Source organism: Micromonospora sp. NPDC004551 (assembly GCF_040609975.1).
GTDB lineage: Bacteria > Actinomycetota > Actinomycetes > Mycobacteriales > Micromonosporaceae > Micromonospora.
The window spans coordinates 122,254-145,534 of the sequence record NZ_JBEXLM010000001.1; the positions used below are offsets into that span (position 1 = coordinate 122,254).

Annotated in this window: 23 protein-coding genes and 3 tRNA genes; 13 read left to right on the plus strand and 13 right to left on the minus strand. The window is 74.0% G+C overall.

Annotated features, from left to right (window positions below; genetic code table 11):
* Positions 1–158: 158 nt before the first annotated feature.
* Positions 159–935 carry a class I SAM-dependent methyltransferase gene (locus ABZW14_RS00610; RefSeq protein ID WP_355337544.1) on the plus strand — a complete coding sequence of 259 codons (777 nt, stop codon included), beginning with the start codon at positions 159–161 and terminating at the stop codon, positions 933–935.
* Positions 936–973: 38 nt separating this feature from the next.
* On the opposite strand, the gene ABZW14_RS00615 is transcribed toward ABZW14_RS00610, so the two are convergent.
* Entirely contained in the window at positions 974–1,261 is a 288-nt protein-coding gene (locus tag ABZW14_RS00615) for a hypothetical protein (protein ID WP_355337547.1), read from the minus strand.
* Positions 1,262–1,421: 160 nt separating this feature from the next.
* Between ABZW14_RS00615 and ABZW14_RS00620 the strand changes: the two genes are divergently transcribed.
* Both ABZW14_RS00620 and ABZW14_RS00625 read left to right on the plus strand, forming a co-directional pair.
* Positions 1,422–2,279 carry a 3-hydroxyacyl-CoA dehydrogenase family protein gene (locus tag ABZW14_RS00620; protein ID WP_355337550.1) on the plus strand — a complete coding sequence of 286 codons (858 nt, stop codon included), beginning with the start codon at positions 1,422–1,424 and terminating at the stop codon, positions 2,277–2,279.
* A complete protein-coding gene (locus ABZW14_RS00625; protein ID WP_355337553.1) occupies positions 2,276–3,019 on the plus strand; it encodes an enoyl-CoA hydratase/isomerase family protein in 744 nt (247 codons plus the stop codon). Before ABZW14_RS00620 ends, ABZW14_RS00625 begins: the two co-directional genes overlap by 4 nt.
* 55 nt (positions 3,020–3,074) lie before the next feature.
* On the opposite strand, the gene ABZW14_RS00630 is transcribed toward ABZW14_RS00625, so the two are convergent.
* Complete coding sequence (locus ABZW14_RS00630) at positions 3,075–4,424, minus strand: ABC transporter substrate-binding protein (RefSeq protein WP_355337556.1); 1,350 nt, start codon at positions 4,422–4,424, stop codon at positions 3,075–3,077.
* A gap of 166 nt (positions 4,425–4,590) precedes the next feature.
* On the opposite strand from ABZW14_RS00630, the gene ABZW14_RS00635 reads away from it, so the two are divergent.
* The gene (locus tag ABZW14_RS00635; RefSeq protein WP_355337559.1) at positions 4,591–4,980 is read left to right on the plus strand and encodes a hypothetical protein; all 390 of its coding nucleotides are present in this window, start codon (positions 4,591–4,593) and stop codon (positions 4,978–4,980) included.
* 38 nt (positions 4,981–5,018) lie between these two features.
* Positions 5,019–5,726, plus strand: coding sequence for a DUF2786 domain-containing protein (locus tag ABZW14_RS00640; RefSeq protein WP_355337562.1), 708 nt, complete (start codon positions 5,019–5,021; stop codon positions 5,724–5,726).
* Positions 5,727–5,734: 8 nt separating this feature from the next.
* Here ABZW14_RS00640 and ABZW14_RS00645 read toward each other — a convergent pair whose 3' ends face one another.
* Positions 5,735–6,250 carry an SRPBCC family protein gene (locus tag ABZW14_RS00645; RefSeq protein ID WP_355337565.1) on the minus strand — a complete coding sequence of 172 codons (516 nt, stop codon included), beginning with the start codon at positions 6,248–6,250 and terminating at the stop codon, positions 5,735–5,737.
* A 239-nt stretch (positions 6,251–6,489) separates the two neighbouring features.
* Here ABZW14_RS00645 and ABZW14_RS00650 point away from each other — a divergent pair, with 239 nt between their 5' ends.
* On the plus strand, positions 6,490–7,728 hold the full coding sequence (locus tag ABZW14_RS00650; RefSeq protein ID WP_355337568.1) for a hypothetical protein: 1,239 nt from the start codon (positions 6,490–6,492) through the stop codon (positions 7,726–7,728).
* A 9-nt stretch (positions 7,729–7,737) separates the two neighbouring features.
* Here the strand turns inward: ABZW14_RS00650 and ABZW14_RS00655 are convergent, their stop codons facing one another.
* Positions 7,738–8,562 carry a hypothetical protein gene (locus tag ABZW14_RS00655; protein ID WP_355337571.1) on the minus strand — a complete coding sequence of 275 codons (825 nt, stop codon included), beginning with the start codon at positions 8,560–8,562 and terminating at the stop codon, positions 7,738–7,740.
* A 241-nt stretch (positions 8,563–8,803) separates the two neighbouring features.
* On the opposite strand from ABZW14_RS00655, the gene ABZW14_RS00660 reads away from it, so the two are divergent.
* The 3 genes from ABZW14_RS00660 to ABZW14_RS00670 all read left to right on the plus strand — a co-directional run bounded on the left by ABZW14_RS00660 (position 8,804) and on the right by ABZW14_RS00670 (position 11,298).
* Entirely contained in the window at positions 8,804–9,130 is a 327-nt protein-coding gene (locus tag ABZW14_RS00660; protein ID WP_355337574.1) for a hypothetical protein, read from the plus strand.
* Between the two features lie 198 nt (positions 9,131–9,328).
* Positions 9,329–9,859, plus strand: a complete 531-nt coding sequence (locus tag ABZW14_RS00665) for a SigE family RNA polymerase sigma factor (protein ID WP_355337577.1) — start codon at positions 9,329–9,331, stop codon at positions 9,857–9,859.
* Positions 9,856–11,298, plus strand: coding sequence for a hypothetical protein (locus ABZW14_RS00670; protein ID WP_355337580.1), 1,443 nt, complete (start codon positions 9,856–9,858; stop codon positions 11,296–11,298). The genes ABZW14_RS00665 and ABZW14_RS00670 overlap by 4 nt, the downstream gene beginning before the upstream one ends.
* A gap of 416 nt (positions 11,299–11,714) precedes the next feature.
* Here the strand turns inward: ABZW14_RS00670 and ABZW14_RS00675 are convergent.
* From ABZW14_RS00675 to ABZW14_RS00710, 8 genes are all read right to left on the minus strand, one after another.
* Positions 11,715–11,788, minus strand: a tRNA-Phe gene (locus ABZW14_RS00675).
* A 75-nt stretch (positions 11,789–11,863) separates the two neighbouring features.
* Positions 11,864–11,937 (minus strand) — tRNA-Asp (locus ABZW14_RS00680).
* Between the two features lie 33 nt (positions 11,938–11,970).
* A tRNA-Glu gene (locus tag ABZW14_RS00685) sits at positions 11,971–12,043 on the minus strand.
* 154 nt (positions 12,044–12,197) lie between these two features.
* Positions 12,198–12,986 carry a polysaccharide deacetylase family protein gene (locus ABZW14_RS00690; RefSeq protein WP_355337583.1) on the minus strand — a complete coding sequence of 263 codons (789 nt, stop codon included), beginning with the start codon at positions 12,984–12,986 and terminating at the stop codon, positions 12,198–12,200.
* A 74-nt stretch (positions 12,987–13,060) separates the two neighbouring features.
* On the minus strand, positions 13,061–14,005 hold the full coding sequence (locus ABZW14_RS00695; RefSeq protein ID WP_355337586.1) for a MerR family transcriptional regulator: 945 nt from the start codon (positions 14,003–14,005) through the stop codon (positions 13,061–13,063).
* Positions 13,995–14,600 (minus strand): isopentenyl-diphosphate Delta-isomerase, encoded by a 606-nt coding sequence (gene idi / locus ABZW14_RS00700; RefSeq protein WP_355337589.1) that lies wholly within the window; start codon positions 14,598–14,600, stop codon positions 13,995–13,997. Before idi ends, ABZW14_RS00695 begins: the two co-directional genes overlap by 11 nt.
* 55 nt (positions 14,601–14,655) lie before the next feature.
* Positions 14,656–16,137: a phytoene desaturase family protein gene (crtI, locus tag ABZW14_RS00705; protein WP_355337592.1), complete on the minus strand. Its 1,482-nt coding sequence runs from the start codon at positions 16,135–16,137 to the stop codon at positions 14,656–14,658.
* Between the two features lie 28 nt (positions 16,138–16,165).
* Positions 16,166–17,323: a polyprenyl synthetase family protein gene (locus ABZW14_RS00710; RefSeq protein ID WP_355337595.1), complete on the minus strand. Its 1,158-nt coding sequence runs from the start codon at positions 17,321–17,323 to the stop codon at positions 16,166–16,168.
* Between the two features lie 63 nt (positions 17,324–17,386).
* Between ABZW14_RS00710 and ABZW14_RS00715 the strand changes: the two genes are divergently transcribed.
* Together ABZW14_RS00715 and ABZW14_RS00720 are read left to right on the plus strand one after the other, a co-directional pair.
* Positions 17,387–18,313 (plus strand): phytoene/squalene synthase family protein, encoded by a 927-nt coding sequence (locus ABZW14_RS00715; RefSeq protein WP_355337598.1) that lies wholly within the window; start codon positions 17,387–17,389, stop codon positions 18,311–18,313.
* A complete protein-coding gene (locus ABZW14_RS00720; protein WP_355337601.1) occupies positions 18,310–19,632 on the plus strand; it encodes a deoxyribodipyrimidine photo-lyase in 1,323 nt (440 codons plus the stop codon). The genes ABZW14_RS00715 and ABZW14_RS00720 overlap by 4 nt, the downstream gene beginning before the upstream one ends.
* Before the next feature lie 28 nt (positions 19,633–19,660).
* Here the strand turns inward: ABZW14_RS00720 and ABZW14_RS00725 are convergent, their stop codons facing one another.
* Positions 19,661–20,761, minus strand: a complete 1,101-nt coding sequence (locus ABZW14_RS00725) for a serine hydrolase domain-containing protein (RefSeq protein WP_355337604.1) — start codon at positions 20,759–20,761, stop codon at positions 19,661–19,663.
* A gap of 92 nt (positions 20,762–20,853) precedes the next feature.
* Between ABZW14_RS00725 and ABZW14_RS00730 the strand changes: the two genes are divergently transcribed.
* Both ABZW14_RS00730 and ABZW14_RS00735 read left to right on the plus strand, forming a co-directional pair.
* Complete coding sequence (locus ABZW14_RS00730) at positions 20,854–22,338, plus strand: FAD-dependent oxidoreductase (RefSeq protein ID WP_355337607.1); 1,485 nt, start codon at positions 20,854–20,856, stop codon at positions 22,336–22,338.
* Between the two features lie 110 nt (positions 22,339–22,448).
* Positions 22,449–23,264 (plus strand): hypothetical protein, encoded by an 816-nt coding sequence (locus ABZW14_RS00735; RefSeq protein WP_355337610.1) that lies wholly within the window; start codon positions 22,449–22,451, stop codon positions 23,262–23,264.
* The last annotated feature ends 17 nt before the right edge of the window (positions 23,265–23,281 follow it).

The window sequence follows — 23,281 nt, forward strand, 5'->3', positions numbered from 1 at the left end:
CGGGTCTGCGAGCCCCGCAGTCGGGAACAGAGACAGCGCCGTGAGCGCGAGGAGTGAGCCGGGTCTGCGAGCCCCGCAGTCGGGAACAGAGACAGCGCCGTGAGCGCGAGGAGTGAGCCGGGTCTGCGAGCCCCGCAGTCGGGAACAGAGACAGCACCATGACCGGGGAACCCGCTATCGGCGACGTGTTCGGCGAGATGATCCGCGACGCGTACGCCGTCAGCACCGGGATCGGACCCCGGCCGATGGTCGGCGGGCGGTTGCCCCGGCCGGTCATCGAGATCATCGAGCGCGACGACGGGCTGGTCAACGGCGCACCCACCGAGCACTACCTGGACCCGCCGGAGCGGTGGCAGCCGTACGACCACCGGGCCGTCGACCGGGCGCGCGGGCAGGTGCTGGACATCGGCGTCGGGGGTGGCCGGATCGCCCTGCACCTCCAGGAGCGCGGCGTGCCGGTCACCGGGCTCGACACCTCGGCCGGGGCGCTGCGGGTCAGCCGGCACCGGGGCGTACGCGACCTGGTGCTCGGCACCGTGGACGAGCACGTCGCCGACGGCCGGCGCTACGACACGTTCCTGCTGCTCGGCAACAACCTGGGACTGTTCGAGGGGCGGGAGCGGGCCCCCGCGCTGCTGGCCGCGCTCGCCGCGCTGGCCCGCCCCGGCGCGGAGGTGATCGCGCACGGCACCGACCCGTACGGCACCACCGACCCGGTGCACACCGGCTACCACGAGCGGAACCGGCGGCGGGGACGGCTGGGCGGGCAGCTCCGGCTGCGGCTGCGCTACCGGCAGCTCGGCACCGAATGGTTCGACTATCTGGTGTGCTCGGTCGAGGAGTTCGCCGAGCTGGTCCACGGCTCGCCGTGGCGACTGGCCGACGTGGACGACCGGGACCACCCGTACTATCTGGCGACCCTCAGACTGGCCTGAGACCGGCGGGCGCCGGAGGCACCCGCCGGTCGCACGAGTCAGACCCGCACGGTGGGGGCGGTCTGCTCCGGGGGCAGGCCGCCGTCGCCGTCGACCACCTCGTCCGGGGTGCCGTCCTCGTCGATGTCGACCATGGTGATGTCCACCTTGCCGTCGCCGTCGGTGTCGAACTGGAACAGGTCGGCCTTCCCGTCGCCGTCGGTGTCCACCACCCAGACGTCGGTCTTCCCGTCGTTGTTGGTGTCCGCGCGGAGCAGGTCCACCCGCTCGTCGCCGCGGGTCTCCACGGTCTCGGTGCTCTCCGCGCTCTCCGGTGCCTGGCTCATCTCGATCCTTCCCTCGGCGTTGACGGCCGTCTGTACCCGATCCGGCGCGCCCCCACTCATGCCCGCGGGCCGGCCCTGCATAGGGTCGCATCCAGGAACCAGCGGACGGGCCGGCGTGGCGGAGACCCCGCCCGTCACCGGCCGCGGCGGAGGGACATCGATGAGTGGTCGTTTTGTGGTCGTCGGGGCCGGCACCATGGGCCTCGGCATCGCGTACGTGGCGGCCGGCGCCGGCTACGCGGTCGAACTGGTCGAGGTGGACCCGGCGCGCGGCGCCGACGCGGTGCGGCGGCTCGGCGAGCTGTGGGAACGCGGCGTGCAGCGCGGCAAGCTGACCGCCGAGGCGGCGACGGCGAACCGCGAGCGGGTCACGCTGCGCGCGGGACTCGCCGAGGTGGCCGAGGGCCCCGACGTGATCGTGGAGGCGGTCCCCGAGCGGCTCGACCTCAAGCGGGCCGTGCTCCGCGACGCGGAGGGCCGGCGGCCCGCCCTGCTCGGCAGCAACACGTCCAGCATCCCGATCGCCGAGCTCGCCGAGGGGCTGGAGCGGCCCGCCGACTTCCTCGGGCTGCACTTCTTCAACCCGGTGTGGGCCATGGCGCTGCTGGAGGTCGTGGTGGGCCCGGCCACCGCGCCGGAGACCACCGAGGCGGCCGTCGCGCTCGCCGGCCGGCTGGGCAAGGACCCCGTCGTGGTACGCGACCTGCCCGGCTTCGCCACCTCCCGGCTCGGCGTGACCCTCGGCCTGGAGGCGATCCGGATGGTCGCCGACGGGGTGGCCGGCCCCGCCGACATCGACAAGGCCATGGTGCTCGGCTACCGGCACCCGGTCGGCCCGCTGGAGCTGACCGACCTGGTCGGGCTGGACGTCCGGCTCGACATCGCCCGCACCCTCCAGGCCGCGTACGGGGACCGGTTCGCGCCGCCGCCGCTGCTGGTGGAGATGGTGGCCGCCGGCCGGCTGGGCAAGAAGTCGGGCCAGGGCTTCTACAACTGGGAAGGCGGGGTGAAGCAGTGACCGGGCTGCGGATCGAGGAGCTGCCCGACCGGCTCGTGGTCACCCTGGACCGGCCGGAGAAGCGCAACGCGATCGACGCGGACCTGATCGGCGAGCTGCACGCCGTCTGCGCCGAACTGGAGGCGCGGCCCCGGCTGCTGCTGCTCACCGGCGGGACGGACGGCATCTTCGCCGGCGGCGCGGACATCGCCCAGCTCCGTGAGCGCGGCCGGCTGGACGCGCTGGCCGCCATCAACCAGGCCGCCTTCGCGCGCATCCGGGCGCTGCCGATGCCCACCGTGGCGGCCGTCGACGGTCCGGCGCTGGGCGGCGGCGCCGAACTGGCGTACGCCTGCGATCTGCGGGTGTGCACGGCGCGCGCGGTGTTCGGTCAGCCCGAGGTGCGACTGGGCATCCTGGCCGGCGCCGGCGCGACCTACCGGCTGCCGGCGCTGGTCGGGGAGGCCCGGGCCAAGGAACTGCTCTTCACCGGCCGGCGGGTCGACGCCGACGAGGCGCTGCGGATCGGGCTGGTCAACCGGGTGGTGGCCGAGCCGGCGGAGCTGCTGCCCACCGCGCACGGCCTGCTCGACGAGATGGCCAAGGGCTCGGCGCTGGCGCTGCGGCTGACCAAGCTGGCGGTGGACGCCCCGGCCGCCGCGCACCCGCAGCTCGACCTGCTCAGCCAGGCGGTGCTCTTCGAGGACGAGGAGAAGCACCGGCGGATGACCGAGTTCCTGGAGCGGCGCCGCTCCCGCTGACCCCGGACACGACGAGGGCCGCACCGGTTCGTCCGGTGCGGCCCTCGCCCTCGTCTCACTGCCGGATCTGCACCCCGGCGTCGGCCAGCGCGGTGATCACCCGCGCCGACTCACCGAAGCCGATCACCAGCACCGCGTCGGCCCCGTACTCCTTGATCTCCTTGGCGCCCGCGGAGAAGTCCACCGGCGGCGCCGACGCGCCCTCCGGGGGCACGTACGAGAGCAGCTTCACCTTGTCGCCGCCCATGCCGGCCCGCTCCAGCTCGGCGCGGACGTTCTCCTGGAGGCCCTCGCCGTAGGAGTCCTTACGGGCGACGATCGCGATCTTGTGCGGTCCGTCGCGCAGTATCACGTCCGCGAGCGCCCGGCCCTGGAGGCTGTCCGGCGGGGCGGTACGGAAGTAGAGCCCCTTGTCGTCGACCGTGCTCAGCCCGGCGTCGGTGTTCGACGGGGAGAAGAGGATCCGGCCGGCGGCCACCACGTCGGGCAGCACGGCCCGGGAGATGCCCGAGGCCGCGGCGCCGATGATGACGTGCACGCCGCGCTCGACGTGCGAGGCCACGGTCGCCTTCGCCACCTTCGGGTCGGTGCCGTCGTCGCCGTCGATCCACGTCACCGGCTCGCCGAGCGCGCCGCCCGCCGCGTTGATCTCGCGGATGGCCAGCGCCGAACCGGCCGCGATCGGCGGGTACGCCAGCGCCAGGTCACCCGTCTTCGGCAGCAGGCCGCCGAGTACCAGCGGGGAGCCGTCGTCCTTGTAGGACTTGCCCGGGTGGAACTTCTTGCCCCGCGGCGGCGTCTTGGTGCTCGCCCCCGACTCGTCCCCGGCGCCGACGAACTCCGTCTTGCCGTCGTCGATCTGCCGGTCCCCGAAGTGCAGGGTCGCGTAGCTGGCGGTGGCCGGCTCGCCGATGTCGGTGAACCCCGCCCGGTTGAGCGACACCCCGCGGTATTCGATGTCCTGGCCCGCACGGGCCAGCTGGAGGCAGGTCGCGACCACGTCGCAGCGCTGGCCGCCGGTGGTCACACCGACGATCTGCTTGGCGATCTCGGTCGGCTCGGTCGTGCCCGCGAGCTGGGCGGCCAGCACGCTTATCACGATCGCGTCGTAGGTCTCCGCCGAGTAGAGGTAGTCCTTGAGCTTCGGGTCTACGGTGCGTAGCCGATCCTTGAAGCTCTCGGGCAGCGGCGTGAGCGGGATGGTGCCCTTCATGCCGTTGAGAAGGTCCGCGCGGTCCTTCAGCTCGTCGACATACGAGTTCTGCATGTTGCCGTCGGTGCCGTAGAGGCGCACCTGGGTGGCGGCGGCCTCTTCGGGCTTGTCGCTCCCGCAGGCGCTGGTGGCGAGCAGGAGCGCCGCGCAGGCCGTGGACAGGGCCGTACGCGACGCGCGAGATCTGAGCATGGTCGTCCTTCCTCCGGCGAAGGTCCGCTGCGCACATTAGCGTGCCCGGGCGGGGAGCGGGACCGTGGAGGCCCGTCCGTCGGCAGCCCGACTGCCGGTATGACTCTGCGTAATGGTCGGGCCGTTCCGGGGTCACCGCTTGACCTCCGGAACTACTGTTCGGCAGGTGACCGACGAAGCACAGCAGACGCTGGACGATGCGACCGCCGTGCTCCGCTCGGCGCTGGCGGGGGACGGCGCCGGCGTGGTGGGCACCTTCGACGCCGTCGTGGACCGCTCCGGGCTGGCCGGCGCGTACGGGGTGGCCTGGTGCCTGGCCGCCACCATGCTCGGCGACGACGCGCCCGCGGGCGGCGCCGCGCTCGACTTCCCCGGGATCGACCAGGCCGACTACGACACCCGGTGGGTGGCCCGCTTCGTCAGCGCGTACGCCAACGACGACGCCGACACCGGCGAGGCGCTGTTCGGGGCCGCGGCGGCCGACGGGCTGCTGCCCGACTGCCTGCTCACGCTCGCCGGTTCGACGGTCGCGACGCTGCGCAGCCGGGCGGGCTGACCGCCCGTCCCGGCCCCGGCCTGTGATAGCTCTGGTGCATGTCCGAGGCGATGCTGAGCAAGGTCCGCAAGCTGCTCGCCCAGGCCGAGGACCCGGCCTGCACGCCCGCCGAGTCGGCCGCCTTCATGGCCAAGGCCACCGAGCTGATCGCCCGCTACGGCGTCGACCGGGCACTGCTCGCCGCGCGTGAACCCGCCACCGACCCGGTCGGCGACCGGGTGGTCGAGGTGGTCGCCCCGTACGCCCGGGACAAGGCCGGCCTGCTCGCGGCGGTCGCCGACCCGCTGCGCTGCCGCTGCGTACGCCGCCAACGGGGCGGCGGCTTCGACCTGCACCTGTTCGGCTTCGCCAGTGACCTGGAACGGGTCGAGCTGCTCTTCACCTCGCTGCTCGTGCAGGCCGCGCACGGGCTCGCCGGCGCCACGGTGCCGGCCGGAGAGCATCCGGCCGCCTTCCGGCGCACCTGGCTCGCCGGCTTCGCGCACGTGGTCGCCGAGCGGCTGCGTACGGCCGAGGCCGGGGCGGTGGCCGAGTCCGGGGCGCCCTCGGTGGCGCTGGTGCTCGCCGACCGCTCCGACCGGGTCCAGCGGCGGCTCGCCGAGGTGTACCCGCGGCTGCGTACCGCCCCGCGCCGCCGGCTCGCGGGCAGCGGCTTCGGTCCGGGCGCGGCCGCGGGTCGCCGGGCCGACCTCGGCGGCACCGGCGTGGCCGGCGCCGGGACCCCGGCCAGGGGCATCGGCGGCTGACCCGCCTGTCAGTCGGTGGTGCGGGCGACCGTGGCCAGGTAGCGGCAGAGGAGTTCGTGCCAGCCGGCCGTGAGCGCCTTGCGGTAGCCCTCGGCGGCCTCGCCGTGCCGGTCGAAGTAGCGGTGCTCGACGTCGACCCGGGTCAGCTCCGGCCCTTCCGGCTGGAAGATGACCTCGACCTCGCTGGCCCGCGCCGGGTCCGGCACCGGCACCCGGTCCGGCCCGAGCTGCCAGGTGAAGACCAGCCGCCGGGGCGGGTCCCAGGTCAGCACCCGGCCCCAGTCGCCGCGGAAGCCGTACGGGCCGATCTCGTAGAGCATGCCTCCGGCCCGGGGCTCGATGCCCAGTTCGGCCAGCGCCTCCGGCCCCGACCAGGTGTATTCGCGTACCCACCAGTCGGTCAGCGACCCGGTGAACACGGCGTACGCCCGGTCGGCGGAGGCGGGGGCGAAGAGTGTACTGCGGAGGGAGAATCGGTCGGATTCCTGGTGGACCTCGTTCGGATCGGCCATCCCCTGTCCCATAGGCCCGGACCATACCGGCTGATGCCCCGCTGTGCAGCTTTCCTTTCGGGCGGCTTCCGGACAGCGGAGACCGCTCTCCGGCCGGCTGCCGCCGCTGCCATCCAGGGCCTTCCGGATCACCAGGGATGCCGGGCCGTAAAGCGGGTAACCGCGACTGATTCGGCCCGGTCGGCGGGCTGATTCCGCCCGGGCGACTGGCCGATTCCGCCCGGGCTGCGGGCCAGCGGGGAGCGGGGAGCATGAGCGAGAGCGGAGCGACCGAGCGGGAGCCGGACCCGGCGACCGGGCGACCCGCCCGTCAGGGCGGCGGGCAGTCGGAGCCGGACGTCCTGCTCGACATCCCGGAGGTGACGGTCGACCAGATCCGGCTCTCCGTCGAGGGGCTCGACGCCGACCTGTCGCTGCGCGCCCGGCTGGCCAACCTGCTCCAACTCGACGCCGGCGTCCGGGTGCACCTGGAGAACGTGGAACTGGACGTCACCGGCGTCAGCGCCGAGGCACTGCTCAAGGTACGCCTGGAAAAGCTGGTGCAGATCCTGGACCGTGCGCTGACCACCATCGACCGGAACCCGCACCTGATCGAGACGCTGGCCCGCTCGACGCTGAGCAGCGTCGACGACGTCAACCGGGCCGCCCAGCAGCTCGCCGGCGCGCCGGTCCGGGACGAGAGCGGGCAGCGGATCGGCGCGGTCGGCGCGGTGGCCGACCGGGCCCTGCGGGAGGGCGTCGGCCAGCCTGGGCCGCCGTCACCGGCGACGCCGACCGGGGCGCGTGCCCCGGAGCCGCCGACCGGCGAGAAGGGGCGGCCTGCGACGGGTGCCGGTGGTCCGCCGCCGCCGAGCGGTCCGTCCGGCGGCGGGAAGCAGCCGTCCAGCGGTGCGGCCGCCTACGCAGCCCGGGAGGGCGGACCGTCTCGCGAGGGATGGCAGCCCAGCGGCGGGGTCGGCGGCCCGTCCGGCGCAGGTGGACAGACCGGTGCAGGTGGGCGGACCGGCGGTGCGGGTGGGCGGACCGGCGGTGCGGGCGGGCGGTCCGGTGAGGGTAGGGGCGGTCCGTCGACCGGTCCGGCGGCCACCGGACCCGGAAAGGCACCTGCCTCTGGGATGGCGGCCGAGCCGGGCAAAGGCGCGGGCCAGGGAACGGCCGCCGAGGCGAGCAAGACCGGTGAGCCGGGGAAGCCCGGCCACCCGGAAGAGACCGGTGAGCATGGGAAGGCCGGCGAGCCCGGGAAGGCCGGTCAGGCGGGGAAGCCCGCGGAGAAGGCCGGCGAGCCCGGGAAAGCCGCCGAGCCGGGGAGGCCCGGCCAGGCGGGGAAGCCGGCGGCCGGTGGGAAGCCGGCGGAGGCCGAGAAGGGTGCAGGCGGCCCGCCCGGGCCGGCCCAGCTCGCCGGCCAGGCCGGGGAGACGCTGTTGCAGGCCGGCCGGAGCGTGTGGGAGGCGATCCAGAGCGGCATGGGCCAGCACCGCCCGAAGCGGTAGCCGGGAGGCTCAGCGGAGCCGGCCCGCCGACCACCAGGCCGTACGCCGGAGCAGCAGCAACCCGGCGACCGGCGCGAGCGTCGCGGCGAGGGCGGCCCCGCTGGTCAGGTCGCGCGGCGCCCAGAGCAGGTTGTCGCCGATCCCGTTGGCGTGTGCGGTGAGCGAGCAGGCCACCAGCAGCCCCACGGCGGCGAGGCCGGCCCCGACCCGGCGCCGGCCTCGCGCCGCCCCGGCGCCCCGCCGGGCGGTCCGGCTGGTCGTGGCGGGCACGGGCAACGGCGATGCGTGCGAGACGTCTGCCGGTTCGGTGGCGGCGGGTCGGGCGTTCACGGGCTCGGCGGCGACGGCCGGTCCGAGATTCACCGCGCGGCGGGCCGCTGTGTTCGGGTCCGCCCGGTGACCGGTCAGCCGCGATTGGAGGGTGGTCAGCCCGCGGACGGACCAGACCAGCGGCGGGACGACCAGCAGCAGGACCAGGGCGGCGTGGGTCGCCCACGCGCCGGCCAGGGTCGGGCCGCCCCAGGCGTCGGCGTACCAGGCGGTGCCGGTCTGCTCGGCGAGCCCGAGCCCGAGCCAGGGGCGGAACGGGTACCCCACCACGTTGATCAGCACCAGGAAGGCGAGCACGGCAGTGAGCGCGCTGGAGGCGACCGCGACCGGCAGCGCGAGCAGTGCCCCGCCCAGCGCCCGCAGGCGCCCCGGCCGGCGTAGCGCCCTGCTCAGCGCGCCAACCGCGCGCGGCACGGCGACCACCGACCCGGCGAGTCGCCGCCAACTCTCCATCCCGTAGGCGATCCGCCAGGGCGCGAGCACGTCACGGTGATCTCTCGTCATACGACGAGTCTTCGCGCCAGCCGGATCCCGCACCATCGGGCCCAACCCCGGCCCGACCCCGAACTCCGAACCCTGACCCGCCCTGTTGACCAAGAGGTTTGCGTCGGGAATCAGGCCCCGGCCGACGCAAACCTCTTGATCAACCACTGGGCGGGGGGCGTGACCGGGTGGCCAGGTGGGTTGTTGTGCTTGCTGGTGACGGTGGCGCGCTGGACCTTGACGCCGCCGGAAGGATGGCCGCATGAGCCCGACTGATGCGGACCCGCTCCTGGTGACCGGCCGCCTGGTGATCGTCGTCGTCAGCCTCTTCCTGCTCGTCTTCGGCGCCCGCGTCGCCGTGACGCGACGGTTCCCCCGTGCCTGGGTTCGCTTCGCACGTCCGACGAAGAGGCAGCGGTCCCAACCCGTCCGCATCGGTGGTGGACAAGCGTTCATGGGCGCGAGCCTGCTGATCCAGCAGGCACCGCCTCTCGTCCCCATGCCGCACAGCCTCGGAACCGCCCTGTTCGCGGTAGCGCTGCTCCTTGCCGTCACCGCGCTGGGATGGGTCATCCTGCGACGGGACTAGTCATCCACGAGCCGCCCATCGTGAGATGCCGGCGATCGTTCACATCACCGGGCAGCTCGGCGAGAAGCCGTCGGTACTCGGCCTGCGTGCCGTCGCGGCTCACGAACACTCGGTTTCCCACTCAACCCCGGACGTCGCCGATCGCGTCTGACTCGGCATCCGCTCGTGAACGCGAGACGGACGCGACCTGGAGGTGGCGTGAGTCGCTACGAGGACGACGAACAGTTCCGGCTGTTTGTACAACGACAGTGGGGGAGGTTGCTCCGAACGGCCTACCTGCTGACCGGCGACCGGGGGACAGCCGAGGACCTGGTGCAGTCGGCGTTGGAGAAGACCCATCGGCGCTGGGGGCGGGTGGTGCGCAGAGATGCGCCCGAGGTCTACGTACGCCGGGTGATGGTCAACACGGCGATCTCCTGGCGGCGTCGGCGGCGGCCGCTGGAGGTGCCGCTGCTGACCTCCGACAGCGCGCCGATGCCGGACGCGTACGTGCAGGTGGAGGAGCGGCAACTGCTCCTCACCGCGCTGCGTCGGTTGCCGCCCAGAACCCAGGCGGTTCTGGTGCTGCGCTACTTCGAGGACCTCAGCGAGGCGGACACCGCCAGGGTTCTCGGCTGCTCCGTCGGCTCGGTGAAGAGCCAGGCGTCGCGCGGGTTGGCCCGGCTGCGGGTCGAGTTCCCCCCACCCGCCCCTCAGTCCCCGGTACGGCTTCAGGAGGAACCGGCATGACCGAGAGCTTCGCACATTCGACGCTCAGTCCCGCGCTGTGGCAGGCCGCGCACGGTGTCGACGTACCTGAGGACCCGTGGCCGGGGTTCGCCCGGCGCGAGCGACGGCACCGGCGCACGCGGCTGATCCGGACGGCGGTGGCCGCCGCGGTCATGGCCGCGCTCGTCGGGGTCCAGACCAACGTGGTGCCCCTCCCCGGCTGGGCGCCGGGCATCGCGGTCGCCGCCGCCCCGGCAGCGCTGCTCGACGCGCCGCCCCGGGGCGCGCTGGCTGGCGATCAGGCCTGGCTGGACACGCTGCGGGCGCGAATCAGCACCGATCCGTCGATGAGCACCGACACCTCGTCGGGTGGCTCGAACCCGGACGGCTTCTGGAAGGTCGGCGATCGCGACCGGATTCGTCTGCTCTACGGCAGTGACCAGCCGGGCCACCGGGTCGCGCTGGTCGCGGTGCCGCTGCGGTTCGGCCTGCTGACCAAGGAGGCGCTGGTCTGGTACGTGGGTCCGGCCGGGGCCAGCGCCCAGCAGATGCGCTACGCCGGCCACAGCGAGGGCGTCGACGACCCGGTGATGACCCTGATGCAGGCCGGTCCCGACCGGGGCGGATTCGCGGTTGTCGTCGGGCCGGCCGAGTCCACCGTGACGATCAGTGGCGACCCTCGGTACACGCCGAGGGGGACCCTGGAGTACCAGGACCTAGCCAGGGCGGACGGCAGCGGGGTCGGGTTCGCCATCCTGCCCCCCGCGCCGCTCCGGCACGAACCCGTCGTTCGGGTCAGCCGCGACGACCACGTGTTCTACCAGGGCGGCCTGGGCGGCGGCCCGTACGCCGGGAGCTACCCGACCGGGCCGGAGATGGACGTCCTGCTCATCGCCGCCCGACGGGGCGCCCGAGGTACGCCGCTGGACGACGCCAACCTGCGCAACTTCGTCGAATCGGCACTCCTCGACAGTCGCCTCCCGGCTGCCGGGACGACGGTACGGGTGCGTTGGTCCGGCAGCGAGCACGGCCAGTCCGCCGCGCTGCTCACCGTGCAGCCCGCCGGCGGCGGGGTGATCGCGTACGCCATGCACGGCGACAACCGGACCGGCTGGTGGACCGACCTGCGGCTGCTGCTGCCGGCCGAGGGCGCCGACCAGCGACCGATCGGCTGGCGGATCCGGGCCGACAACAGCACCCGCACGCCGACGGACCAGGTGCGGGTGATCGCCCCGCTGGACGCGGCCCGCGTCACGGTCACGGTCGGCGGCGCATCCCCGGCCACGGTCACCCTCGATGCGTCGAACGCCGGCACCACCCGGATACCGCCGGACCAGTCGGCCAGCCTCACCGCGTATTCCACCGACGGCAGCGTCCTCGGAACCACTCCGTTGCCGCCGGTCGAGGCCAACATGTCGGGCCTGCCGGGCGACAGCCCGGCTACCCGGGTGACCCCCTGACGAACCGAAAGCGTGGCCGAGCCGCCCGAAGACGGCTCGGCCACGCCGAGCAGGTTCATAGCCGGGGCGGCCCGCTCCCCAACCGCCCCGGTCGGCCAGTCTCGGAACCCACGGCTTGATCCGGTGCGGACATCTGCCGCATTCCGCGTGGCCGTCCGACACAGCGAGCGGGTCTCACTGCCGCGTCGACCTCTTGAGGATCAAGGCGGCCCGCAGAGCGGGCCGCGCCTTCCCCGGAGGTGACACAAGGACCCCGGCCCGTCGGCGTGCAGCGAACGTGCAACTTGTGGCGGTGATCACCGGCAGAGAGCGGGCAACGACGGACCAACACGATCGGGGTGGCAGGGATGCCAAAAGCAAGATCCCCACCTGCGTTTCCGCTGGTGGGGATCTCTGTAGCCCGGCGAAAGGCTATGTGGCCAGGGGCGGGGTCGAACCGCCGACCTTCCGATTTTCAGTCGGACGCTCGTACCAACTGAGCTACCTGGCCGTGGTGCTCGGCTCATGCTACCGCACGTGCCGATACGCAGAACGCCGCGCATGAAGGGCGCGGCGTCAGCGCTTGCGGTCCTGACGGGACTTGAACCCGCGACCTCCGCCTTGACAGGGCGGCGAGCACTCCGACTGCTCCACAGGACCTAGCTGGTGTTGCATCCGGCCTGAGCCGGACCGTGCCCCCAACGGGATTCGAACCCGTGCTACCGCCTTGAAAGGGCGGCGTCCTGGGCCGCTAGACGATGAGGGCGGCCCCGCCATCATTGCACACTCGCAACTTCAAGCGGACTTGCTCCCATCCGGCCCCGCCGGAGGCATGAGAAGCATATGCCATGCCGCCACGGTCGGCCAAACCGGTATGGCTACTGGCACACGGCCCGGTGAAATCGCAGGTCAGAGGCTAGTCACCGGAGCCTGGAGATCCCGTACCGCCGCTTGAGGTCGGGGATCAGGCGCCGGCAGGCGGCCATCGTCTGGGCCCGGTCGCCGCCCGCGTCGTGCATGAGCACGATCGAGCCGTGGTGGGTCGCGGCGGTCACCCGCTTGATGATCGTCTTCGCCGGCGGGTGGTTCCAGTCCTGCGGGTCGACGCTCCAGTGCAGCGGGCGCAGCCCGAGCTGGCGGGCCACCGTCAGCTCCTCCGCCGTCCAGCGGCCGCCCGGCTGGCGGAACCAGGTGATCGGCGCGTGCGGCGCGGCCGCCCGGATGGCCTCGTTGGTCCGGGCCAGGTCGGCCCGGATCTCGGCGAGGGGTCGCCGGCCGAGATTGAGGTCGTGCCGCCAGCTGTGGTTGCAGAGCTGGTGGCCCTCGCGGGCGATCCGGGCCACCAGCTGCGGGTAGCGCTTGGCCTGCTTGCCGACCAGGCAGAAGGTCGCCGTGACGTGAGCCGCGCGGAGCTGGTCGAGGATCTGTGGCGTGAACCGGGGGTCCGGCCCGTCGTCGAAGGTGAGCGCGACGCCCCGGTCGCCGCTGGAGCGGTGCAATCCGGCAGGCAGGGTCTTCGGCAACGGGCGCAGCTTCGGCTTCGGCCGTGTGGTGCGGCTCGGGCTGGGCCGTGGGCTCGGCGTCGGCGTGGGGACGGCCGAGGCGGACGGCGGGGTGCCGGCCTGGGGCGGCGTCTTGCCGGGCTCGCCACACCCGGCCAGGAGGAGCACCAGGCCGAGGGCGAACGCCAGCGCGGCGCGTGGACGCATCGTCGCTCCCGAGGGGTCGGGTCGGGCGGACTTCCGACCGTAGTGGACGCCGTCCCGAATCGGGAGAGGGGCCCTCAGCCCACCGTCGACTGGTCCAGGGAGTCGCGTACGGCCACGGCCAGCGAGACCGCCTCGGCCAGGTGCAGCGGCCGGACCACCCCGGCGGGAAGCGTGTCGGCCCGCCAGCCCGGCCCGGCGGCGAGCACCAGCAGCGGGCGGCGCGGGGCGGCGAGCACCGTGGTGAGCTGCTCCGGATCGGCCGTGAGCCGGGTGTGTGACCAGAGCACCACGGCCGCCGGCCCGGTCCGCTCGACCGTCTCGACCAGGGCGGCCACCGGCACCCGCGCGCCCAGCATCCGGTAGCCCACCCCGGCCTCGGTCAGGGCGGCGCCCAGCGCCTCCAGGGGCAGCGTGTGCTGTTCCTCATCGGCGCAGGCGAGCAGGATCCGGGGCGGCCCGGCGGCGGGGTGCGTCCGGCCCGCGGTGGCGAACGCCTCGGAGACGCACCGGGACATCAGGTGCTCCACCTCGATCAGCCCGCCGGTGGCGGCGTGCCGTTCGCCGATGCCGGCGAGCACCGGCCGGAGCAGGCCCTCCCAGGTCGGCACCACGCCGTCGGTGGTGAGGGCGTGCGCGATGGTCGCAGCGATCGCCATCGAGTCCAGCCGCATGGCGGCACGGGCCAGGCCACGGGCCACCGGTCCGGCCCGGCCGACCGGGATGGTCGTCCCGCCGCCGTCCCGGGCGGTGGCGCGCCGCGTCAGCCCGAGCTGCTCGGGCGGAAGGACGGCCGGTGCCTGCCGCGCCCAGCGGGCGGCCTCGGCGGGGGCGACCCCCTCGGCGGTGAGCCGCCGCATGATCTCCAGGCGCGCGAGGTCGACCGGCGTGTAACGCCGGTGGTGCCCCGGCACGTGCTCGCTCGGGCCGAGGCCGTAGCGCTGGTGCCAGGTGCGCAGCGTGGTGACGGCGACCCCCAGCCGCCGTGCGACGGCCCCCGCGCTCAGCGCCTCATCCGCCACCCGACCGCCCCGGTGCCTCGTCGGCCGGCGCGCCCGCCCGGGCCACGTCGGCGGCGGGACGGGCCGGCCGCAGCAGCCGGTTCACCACCCCGCCGAGCCAGGGCGCGTACGCGCGGGGGTCGCTGTCCAGGTCGGCCTCCAGCTCGCCCGGGTCGACCCAGCGAAGCGTGGCCACCTCGTCCGGGTCGGGCCGGATGGGCAGGTCGGCCGGTACGTCGGCGCGCAGCACGTGGTCGTACTCGAACTCGACGCGACCGGTGGCCGGGTCCTCGGCGTAGTAGACGTACACCCCGACCTCGGTGAGGTCGACCGGGTCGACGCCGAGTTCCTCGGCGAGCCGCCGGTTGGCGGCCTCGATCAGCGACTCGCCGGGCAGGGGGTGGCCGCAGCAGGCGTTGGCCCAGCGCAGCGGGAAGCGGGTCTTCACGGCGGCCCGCTGCTGGAGCAGGATCCGCCCCTGCGGGTCGACCAGCAGCACCGAGAAGGCCCGGTGCAGCCGGCCGGGTGGCTGGTGGGCGGCGGCCACGGTGGTCTCGCCGAGCACGTGCCCGCCGTCGTCCACCAGCTCGACGAGGTGCTTCTCCCGGGCCGTCACCGCGCCGACCTTTCGTTCGCGACTGCGGGGCTCCGCTCCGCTGCGCTCCTCGCGCTCACCGGAGGCCGCCGGTGATGCGCGCGGCGGCGAGCTTGCCGCTGATCAGGACCATCGGCACGCCCACCCCGGGCTGGGTGCCGGAGCCCACGAAGACCACGTTGCCCAGCGTCCGGTGCAGGTTCGGCGGGCGGAACGGGCCGGTCTGGAAGAGGCTGTGCGCGGCCGCGAACGGGGTGCCGGCGGCCATGCCCTGCGCCTCCCAGTCGGCCGGGGTCACCGCGCGCAGCACCTCGATGCCGCCGCCGAAGCCGACGTAGCCGCGCTCCTCCAGCGTCGCCACGAGCTGGTCGGCGTAGCGGCGGGTCAGGTCGCCCGGCCAGTGCAGGGGCGCCCGGTGGAGGTTGGGCACCGGGGCGAGCACGTAGTAGGTGTGCCTCCCGGCCGGGGCCACCGACGGGTCGGTCCGGCTCGGGTTCGTCACCAGCAGCGAGGGGTCGGACATCAGCTCGCCGCGCCGGATCACCTCGTCGAAGGTGCCCTTCCAGGACCGCCCGAAGTGGATGTTGTGGTGGGCGATTCGGCCGTAGCCCTGGGTCGAGCCGACGTGCAGCACCACGCAGGAGGGCGAGTAGGTGAGCCGGCGCTGCCGGCTCTCCGGCAGCAGGTCCCGGTAGGCGACCGGCAGGTCGGGGTTGAGCACCACGACGTCCGCCGGGACGAACTCGCCGTCGGCGGTGACCACACCGGTGGCCCGGCCGTGCGCGGTCTCGACGCGGGTAACCGTCGTGCCGTACCGGATCTGCACGCCGTGCTTCTCGGCCGCGCCCGCCATCCCGCGGGAGACCGCGTGGATGCCGCCGCGCGGGAAACACACCCCGGCCACCGAGTCGAGGTACGCGATGACGGCGTAGATGGCCAGCGCGTCGTGCGGCGCGAGGCCGGCGTACATGGCCTGGAACGAGAAGATCCGCTGGGTACGCGGGTCGCGGAAGAACTGGTTGATCTTCGTCTGGAGCCGCCGGAACGCGCCGTTGGCCAGCAGCTTGAGCAGGTTGCCGGTGAGCAGGTCGGTCGGCGCGTCCAGGTTGCGCTCGATGAAGTCCGCCCGCTCCCAGCGCCACAGGTCCCGCGCGAAGTCGACGAAGCGCAGGTAGCCGTCGGCCTCGCGGGGCCCGCAGACCCGGGCGATCTCGGCGGCCATCCGCGTGGTGTCGCTGATGACGTCCAGCGTCGACCCGTCCGGGTAGTACGCCCGGTAGGCCGGGTCGAGCGGGGTCAGGTCGAGCCAGTCGCTCAGCTCCTCGCCGACCGCGCCGAGCGCCTCGGCGATCAGGTCGGGCATGGTGAGCACCGTCGGCCCGGTGTCGAACTCGTAGCCGTCGACGCCGAGCCGGCCGGCGCGCCCGCCCGGCACCGGCTCGCGTTCCAGCACGGTCACCTGCCGGCCGCTGCCGGCGAGGTGCAGCGCGCAGGCCAGCCCGCCCAGCCCGGCGCCGACGACCACCACCCGGTCGGTACGCCCGTTCACGCTGCGCATTCGGCCCCCTTGTCCGTGAAGTTGCCCATCATGCCCGCCGCGTCGTGGCGGCGGTGGCCAGCCCGGTCAGCGCGGTCCGCGCGGTGCCCTCGATCGGCGCGTCGTCGAGCGCCACCTGCGCCTCGGCCACCCGTTCGGCGATCATCCGTTCCACCCGGGCCACCGCCCCGGTGTCGCGGACCAGGTCGGCCAGCCGGGCCACCTCGGCCGCCCCGGTGACCGTGCCGGCCCGCTCCAGGGCGCGGCGCTGGGCCGGGGTGCCGAGCTGCCGGGCCAGCATCAGCAGCACGGTCGGCTTGCCGGTACGCAGGTCGTCCCCGGCCGGCTTGCCGGTGGTGGCCGGATCGCCGTAGACCCCGAGCAGGTCGTCGCGGAGCTGGAACGCCTCGCCGACGGCCAGCCCGTAGCGGGTGTAGGCGCTGATCAGTGGGGTGTCCGCCTCGGCGCCGGCCAGAGCGGCGCCGAAGAGCAGTGGCCGCTGGACGGTGTAGCCGGCGGTCTTGTAGCGGGCCACCCGCAGCGCCCGGTCGACCGACCAGTTCGCCGCGTCGTGCTCGCCGAGCACGTCGAGGAACTGTCCGGCGACGGTCTCGACCCGCATCTGGTCGTAGCAGCGGCGCACGTCGAGCAGCCGGGCCGGCGGCACGGCGGCGTGTGCCATCAGGCGGTCGGCCCAGACGAGGCAGAGGTCGCCGACGAGCACGGCGACCGCCTCGCCGTAGCGCTCCGGGTCGCCGGTGTGCCCGGCCGCCCGGTGCCGCACGGCGGCGGCCCGGTGTGCGGTCGGCCGGCCGCGCCGGGTGTCGGAGCCGTCCATCACGTCATCGTGCACCAGCGCGAACGTGTGCAGCAGTTCGAGCGCGGCGAGCGCGGGCAGCACCGACGGCAGCGGCGCGTCGACGCCGGCCACCCCCCGCCAGCCCCAGTACGCGAAGGTCGGCCGGACCCGCTTGCCGGCGGCCAGCACGCAGTCGCGGGCCGTCGCGGCGAACCCGCCCATCGCCGCGTCGATCTCGGCGAGCGCGTCGACCTCGGTGGCCAGGAACGCGGTGAGGGTCTCGTCGACCCCGGTCACCAGGTCCTGCGTGAACGCGGCCAGGACGCCGCGGACCGGATCGTCGGTCGCCCCGGGCTGCGCCGGCGCGACGAGGCGGGGCGGACTACCGGCAACTGCGTCGTTGGCCATGTGGGCGAGCGTACCCTAGGGTACGAGTTGCGTCGATTGCTGCGTCGAATCTGAGGAGGGCCGGTGAACACCGATCTCACCGCTGCCTACGAGCGCTGTCGCGAGCTGCACCGGCGCCACGGCCGTACCTACTATCTCGCCACCCGGCTGCTGCCCGCCTGGAAACGGCGACACGTGCACGCCCTGTACGGCTTCACGCGCTACGCCGACGAGATCGTCGACCGCACCGAGGAGCTTCCGCCGGCCGAGCGCGCGGCCCGGCTGGCCGAGTGGTCCGCCCGGTTCGTCGCCGGCCTCCACGGCGAGCCGGTCGACGACCCGCTGCTCCCCGCCGTGCTGCACACCATCGCCGTCTTCGACCTCGACCGCGACGACTTCGCGTCGTTCCTGCGCAGCATGACGATGGACCTGACGGTCCTGGCGTACCCCACCTACGACGACCTGCTCGACTACATGGAGGGGTCCGCGGCGGTCATCGGCACCATGATGCTGCCGATCCTGGGCAGCTCCGATCCGGCCGCCGCCCGGGAGCCGGCCCGCCAGCTCGGCTTCGCCTTCCAGCTCACGAACTTCATCCGCGACGTGGCCGAGGACCTGGACCGGGGGCGCACCTACCTGCCCGACGAGGATCTGGCCGCGTTCGGGGTCACCCGGGAGGACCTGCTCGCCGCCCGTGCCGCCGGCCGCGGCACCCCGCGGCTCCGTGAGCTGATCGAGTACGAGGTGACCCGCGCCCAGACCCACTACGCGGCCGCCGCTCCGGGCATCCCGCTGCTCGCTCCCGCCTCGCAGGCCTGCATGCGCACCGCGTACGCGCTCTACGGCGGGATCCTCGACGAGGTGGCCGCCCAGGACTTCGACGTCTTCGCCCGGCGGGCCCGCGTACCCCGGCGGCGGCGGCTGGCGGTGGCCGCACAGGCGCTGGTCACCCCGGCCGGCACGCCGGTGCGGCTCCCCGGTCCGGCGCTCCGGCCGGCTCTGGCCGCGTGAGCGACCGCACGGCCGTCGTGCTCCTCACCCGTGACCTGCGGGTGCACGACCACCCGGCGCTGGCGTCGGCCTGTTCGGCCTTCGACCGGGTGGTGCCGCTGTACGTGCTCGACCCGGCCCTGCAAGGGCTCTCCCCGAACCGCACCCGGTTCCTGTACCAGAGCCTGGCCGACCTGCGCGAGGCGCTCCGGCGACGCGGCGGCGACCTGGTGGTCCGGCGCGGCGACCCGGTGGCCGAGACGATCCGGCTGGCCCGCGCGGTCGGCGCCGAGGGGATCGGCCTCTCCGCCGACGTCAGCCACTACGCCCGGCGTCGGGAGCGCCGGCTGCGCGGGGAGTGCGAGCGGCACCGGATGTTCCTCCGGCTCTTCCCCGGCCTCACGATCGTCGGTCCGGGCGACCTGCGACCCGCGGGCGGCGACCACTACCGGGTGTTCAGCCCCTACTTCCGGGCCTGGCAGGGCGTCGAGCTGCGGGAGGAACTGGCCGCACCGGAACGGGTACGGCTGCCCGACGGCGTCGATCCCGGCCGGCTGCCCGACCCGCCCCGGGGCGACTCCCCGGACGCGGCCGCCGGCGGGGAGAGCGTGGCCCGGCGCCGCCTCGCCGGGTGGCTGCCGACACTGGGGCGGTACGACGACATCCACGACGACATGGCCGGCGACGAGACCTCCCGGCTCAGCCCCTACCTGCGCTTCGGCTGCCTCTCGCCACTGGCCGTGGCGAACCGGGCCGGCGACCGCAGCGGGCCGTTCGTGCGGCAGCTCTGCTGGCGGGACTTCCACCACCAGGTCGCCGCCGCCTTTCCCGACCTGTCGTCCCGGGCGTACCGGCGGGGGGTCGAGGAGGACTGGCGGTACGACGGGCACGCGCTGGCGGCCTGGACCGAGGGGCGCACCGGGATGCCGATCGTGGACGCGGGCATGCGGCAGCTCCGCGCCGAGGGCTGGATGCACAACCGGGCCCGGCTCATCACCGCCGGTTACCTGACCCGGCACCTCCGGCTGGACTGGCGGTCCGGGGTGGCGGTCTTCTTCCGCTGGCTGCTCGACGGCGACGTGGCCGACAACTCGGGCAACTGGCAGTGGGTGGCCGGCACCGGCAACGACGCCCGGCCGCACCGCGGATTCAACCCGGTCCGCCAGGCCGAACGCTACGACCCCGACGGCGCGTACGTCCGCCGGCACGTGCCGGAGCTGGCCTCGATCGAGGGGAAGTCGGTGCACCAGCCGTGGCGGCTGCCGGCGCCGGTGCGCGGGGCACTGGACTACCCGCCCCCGCTGGAGGTCCCGGGCGCCGACCCGCTCTGGCTGCGCTGAGCGCCGACTGCCGCCGGTCCGCCTCCGGTCAGAGGCAGGAGTGCAGCGCCTCGACCAGCTCCTCCACCCGGTCGTGGTCGGCCAGCCGCGCGGTCGCGTACGCGAAGGTGTAGCCGCGTTCCGGGTCGGCCCAGGCGCTGCTGCCGCCGATCCCGCCCATGCCCCAGCTCCCGTCCGCCTCCCACTGCATGCCCAACGTCCAGCACGCCGGCCGGTCCAGCACCAGGTCCGGCCCGTCGTACTGCGTCCGGGTCGCCTCGGCGACCAGCTCGGGGCTGAACCGGGGTACCCCGTCGAGGGTGCCTCCGGCGAGCAGGCCCGCGTAGAGGCGGGCCAGGGCGGAGGCGGTGGCGTGCAGGTTCACCGCCGGGAACTCGGTACCGCGCCAGAGCGGGCCGTTCACCACCGCCACGTCAAGGCCGCCGGCCGGGTTCCCCACCGCCCGGGCACGCAGCGACCCCGGCTCGCCTCGCATCCGGTCCGGCCAGTCCGGTTCGGTGTACGACAGGTCGGCGCAGCGCCGCTGGTCCGCGGCGCCGAGGCCGAAGGCCAGGTCGAGGTGCCACGGCCCGGCGATCTCCTCGGCCAGGAAGCGCCCCACCGGCCGCCCGTCCACCCGGCGGACCAGCTCGCCGACCAGGTGCCCGTACGTCCAGGCGTGCTCGCCCGCGACGCTGCCCGGCGTCCACTCGGGGTCGGCGGCGGCCAGGTCGGCGCAGAGCAGCCCCCAGTCGGTGATCGCCGCGGCGGGCCGGGGCACCGGGAACGCGGGCAGCCCGGCGGTGTGGGCGAGCACCTGCCGCACGGTGGCCGGGGTGTGGAACTCCGGCCAGTACGCCGACACCGGCGCGTCGAGGTCGACCCGGCCCCGGTCGACGAGCAGGAGGAGGCAGAGCGCGACCACCGGCTTGCCCACCGAGTAGACGTTCACCAGCGTGTCCGGCCGCCACGGCGCCTCGGCCCAGACGGCCGGCACGACCGCGCCCGGCCCGACGGCGGCCCGGGTGCCGCCGACCAGGTCGAGCACCGGCGCGCCGTCGTACCAGACGGCCAGCGCGGCGCCGGTCTCCCGGCCGGTGGCGAACAGGTCGTGGAAGCAGTCCCGGACCGGGGTGAAGCGTGCCTGCATCCGGCCACCGTAGGCCGTGGTGATGATCACCGGTGCGGGATTTCCCGCCCGACGCGGTGGCCGCCGAACCGGCGGTGCGGAATGCTGGCGGAATGGCGGAGCCGGAACTGGTGGACGTGGTCGTGGTCGGGCTCGGAGTCGGCGGCGAGGAGGTGGCCGGGCGGCTCGCCGAGGCCGGCCTCACCGTGGTCGGCATCGAGCGGGACCTGGTGGGCGGCGAGTGCCCCTACTGGGGCTGCATCCCGAGCAAGATGATGATCCGGGCGGCCAACGCGCTCGCCGAGGCCCGACGGGTCGACGGGCTGGCCGGCAGCGCCGAGGTGCGGCCCGACTGGGCGCCAGTCGCGAAGCGGATCCGCGAGGAGGCCACCGACACCTGGGACGACAAGGTCGCGGTGGACCGGTTCACCGGCAAGGGCGGCCGGTTCGTCCGGGGCAGCGGCCGGCTCGACGGCCCGAACCGGGTCCGCGTCGGCGACCAGGTGTTCGAGGCCCGGTACGGGATCGTTCTCGGCACCGGTACCCGCCCCTCGGTGCCGCCGATCGACGGGCTGGCGGACACGCCCTACTGGACCAACCACCAGGCCATCGAGGTCGAGGAGCTGCCCGGGTCGCTGCTGGTGCTGGGCGGCGGCGCGATCGGGCTGGAGCTGGCCCAGGTCTTCGCCCGGTTCGGGGTCCGGGTGACCGTGGTCGAGGCCGCCGACCGGGTGCTCGCCGTCGAGGAGCCGGAGGCCTCCGAGATCGCCGCCGGGGCGCTGCGCGCCGACGGGGTGGAGATTCACACCGGGGTCCGGGCCGAGCGGGTCACGCACGACGGCACGACCTTCACCGTCCACGCCGGCGACCGCGTGTTCAGCGGCGAGAAGCTGCTGGTGGTGACCGGCCGCCGGGCGCACCTGGAGGAGCTGGGCCTGGAGACCGTGCAGGTGGACGCCGGCCAGCGCTACCTGCCGGTCAACGAGCGGATGCACGTCACCGACGGGATCTGGGCGGTCGGCGACATCACCGGCGAGGGCGCGTTCACCCACATCGCCATGTACCAGGCGGGCATCGTCGTCGCCGACGTGCTCGACCGCATGCGGCGGATGAAGGGCGGGCCGGACGCCAGCGGCACCGCCAGCGTGATGGGCGGGGCGGCGGGCGTGATCAGTGCGGTCGGCGGGGCGATGAGCACGGGTGGTTCGACCTCCGCGCCGGGCAGCGTGCCGGTCGCCGACTACCGCGCGCTGCCCCGGGTCACCTTCACCGACCCCGAGGTGGGTGCGGTCGGCCTCACCGAGCAGCAGGCCCGCGAACGGGGCGTCAACGTCCAGGTCGGCTACACCGACCTGACCTCGTCCACCCGCGGGTGGATCCACAAGGCCGGCAACGAGGGGTTCATCAAGCTGGTCGCCGACGCCGACCAGGGCGTGCTGATCGGCGCCACCTCGGTCGGCCCAGCCGGCGGCGAGGTGCTGTCCGGGCTGGTCGTGGCCGTGCACGCGGCCGTCCCGGTCAGTCAGCTCCGGCACATGATCTACGCGTACCCGACCTTCCACCGCGCCATCGAGGACGCCCTGCGCAATCTGCGCTAGCGGCAGTCGGTCTATTGTGCTGACAACTGGCCGACAGGCTGTTGAGCCCGTCGATGCCGCTCGGAAGAATGATCTCGCTCTCCGGCTGCCGGCTCCGAGGAAGCGAGGTCGTGCCCTTGTGGCTGTACGTGTCGCCCTCACCCACCATCTCGCCGAGCACCGGGGTTTCGGCGGCGAGCGACGCCAACCCGGTCGTCTCACTCCTCTGCATGGTCGTGGTGGTGGCGGCCGTCGTCATGGGCATCTCGTCGTCGGTCAAGGCCAAGCAGCGATTCGACGAGGCGAAGCGGCGCGCCGATGCGATGTCCGACGAGGAACTGGTGGCACTGGAGAGGAAGATTCTCGGTCGGTTGCACCGGGTGCACGGCGCGGACCCCACCATGCGGGAGTTGAGCGCGTCGGCCGGCGAGACCTACGAGGACGCCTGCCTGGCGACCGAGAGGCTGATCAGGGTGGGCATGGCCGAGATAGTTGAACGGGAGAAGCCGGAGGGGGAGCCGTCCCAGCGGCCCGACCCTCGTCGCCGGCCTCTTCCCGGAGACCAGATCCGTGTGACCAACGCCGGTTCCCGCTATTTCCACGACCGCGCAGGGCAGGAGGGCCTCAAGGTGAACGGCGACTACATCAACGTCGGCTCGAACTCCGTCGTCAACAATCGATCGGTCGTTGCCAACTCGTTCAACACGATCGCTGACCGGTACGACATCGAGTTCGCCCGGGCCATGGAGAAGGTGGAGAAGGCCGTCGTCGAGGCGGGGAACCCGGAGGCACAGGAGTTGCTGACGGCCTTCACCGAGGCCCTCACCTCGGATCGTCGGCAACCCTCCGTACTCAAGCGGTTGTTCGCCGGGATCATCGAGGCGGCCCCGGCCGTCGCCGCCATGACCGACGTGGTTACCAAGATCTCCACGCAGATCGCCCAGTGAGCCGGGCGGAGCCGGTC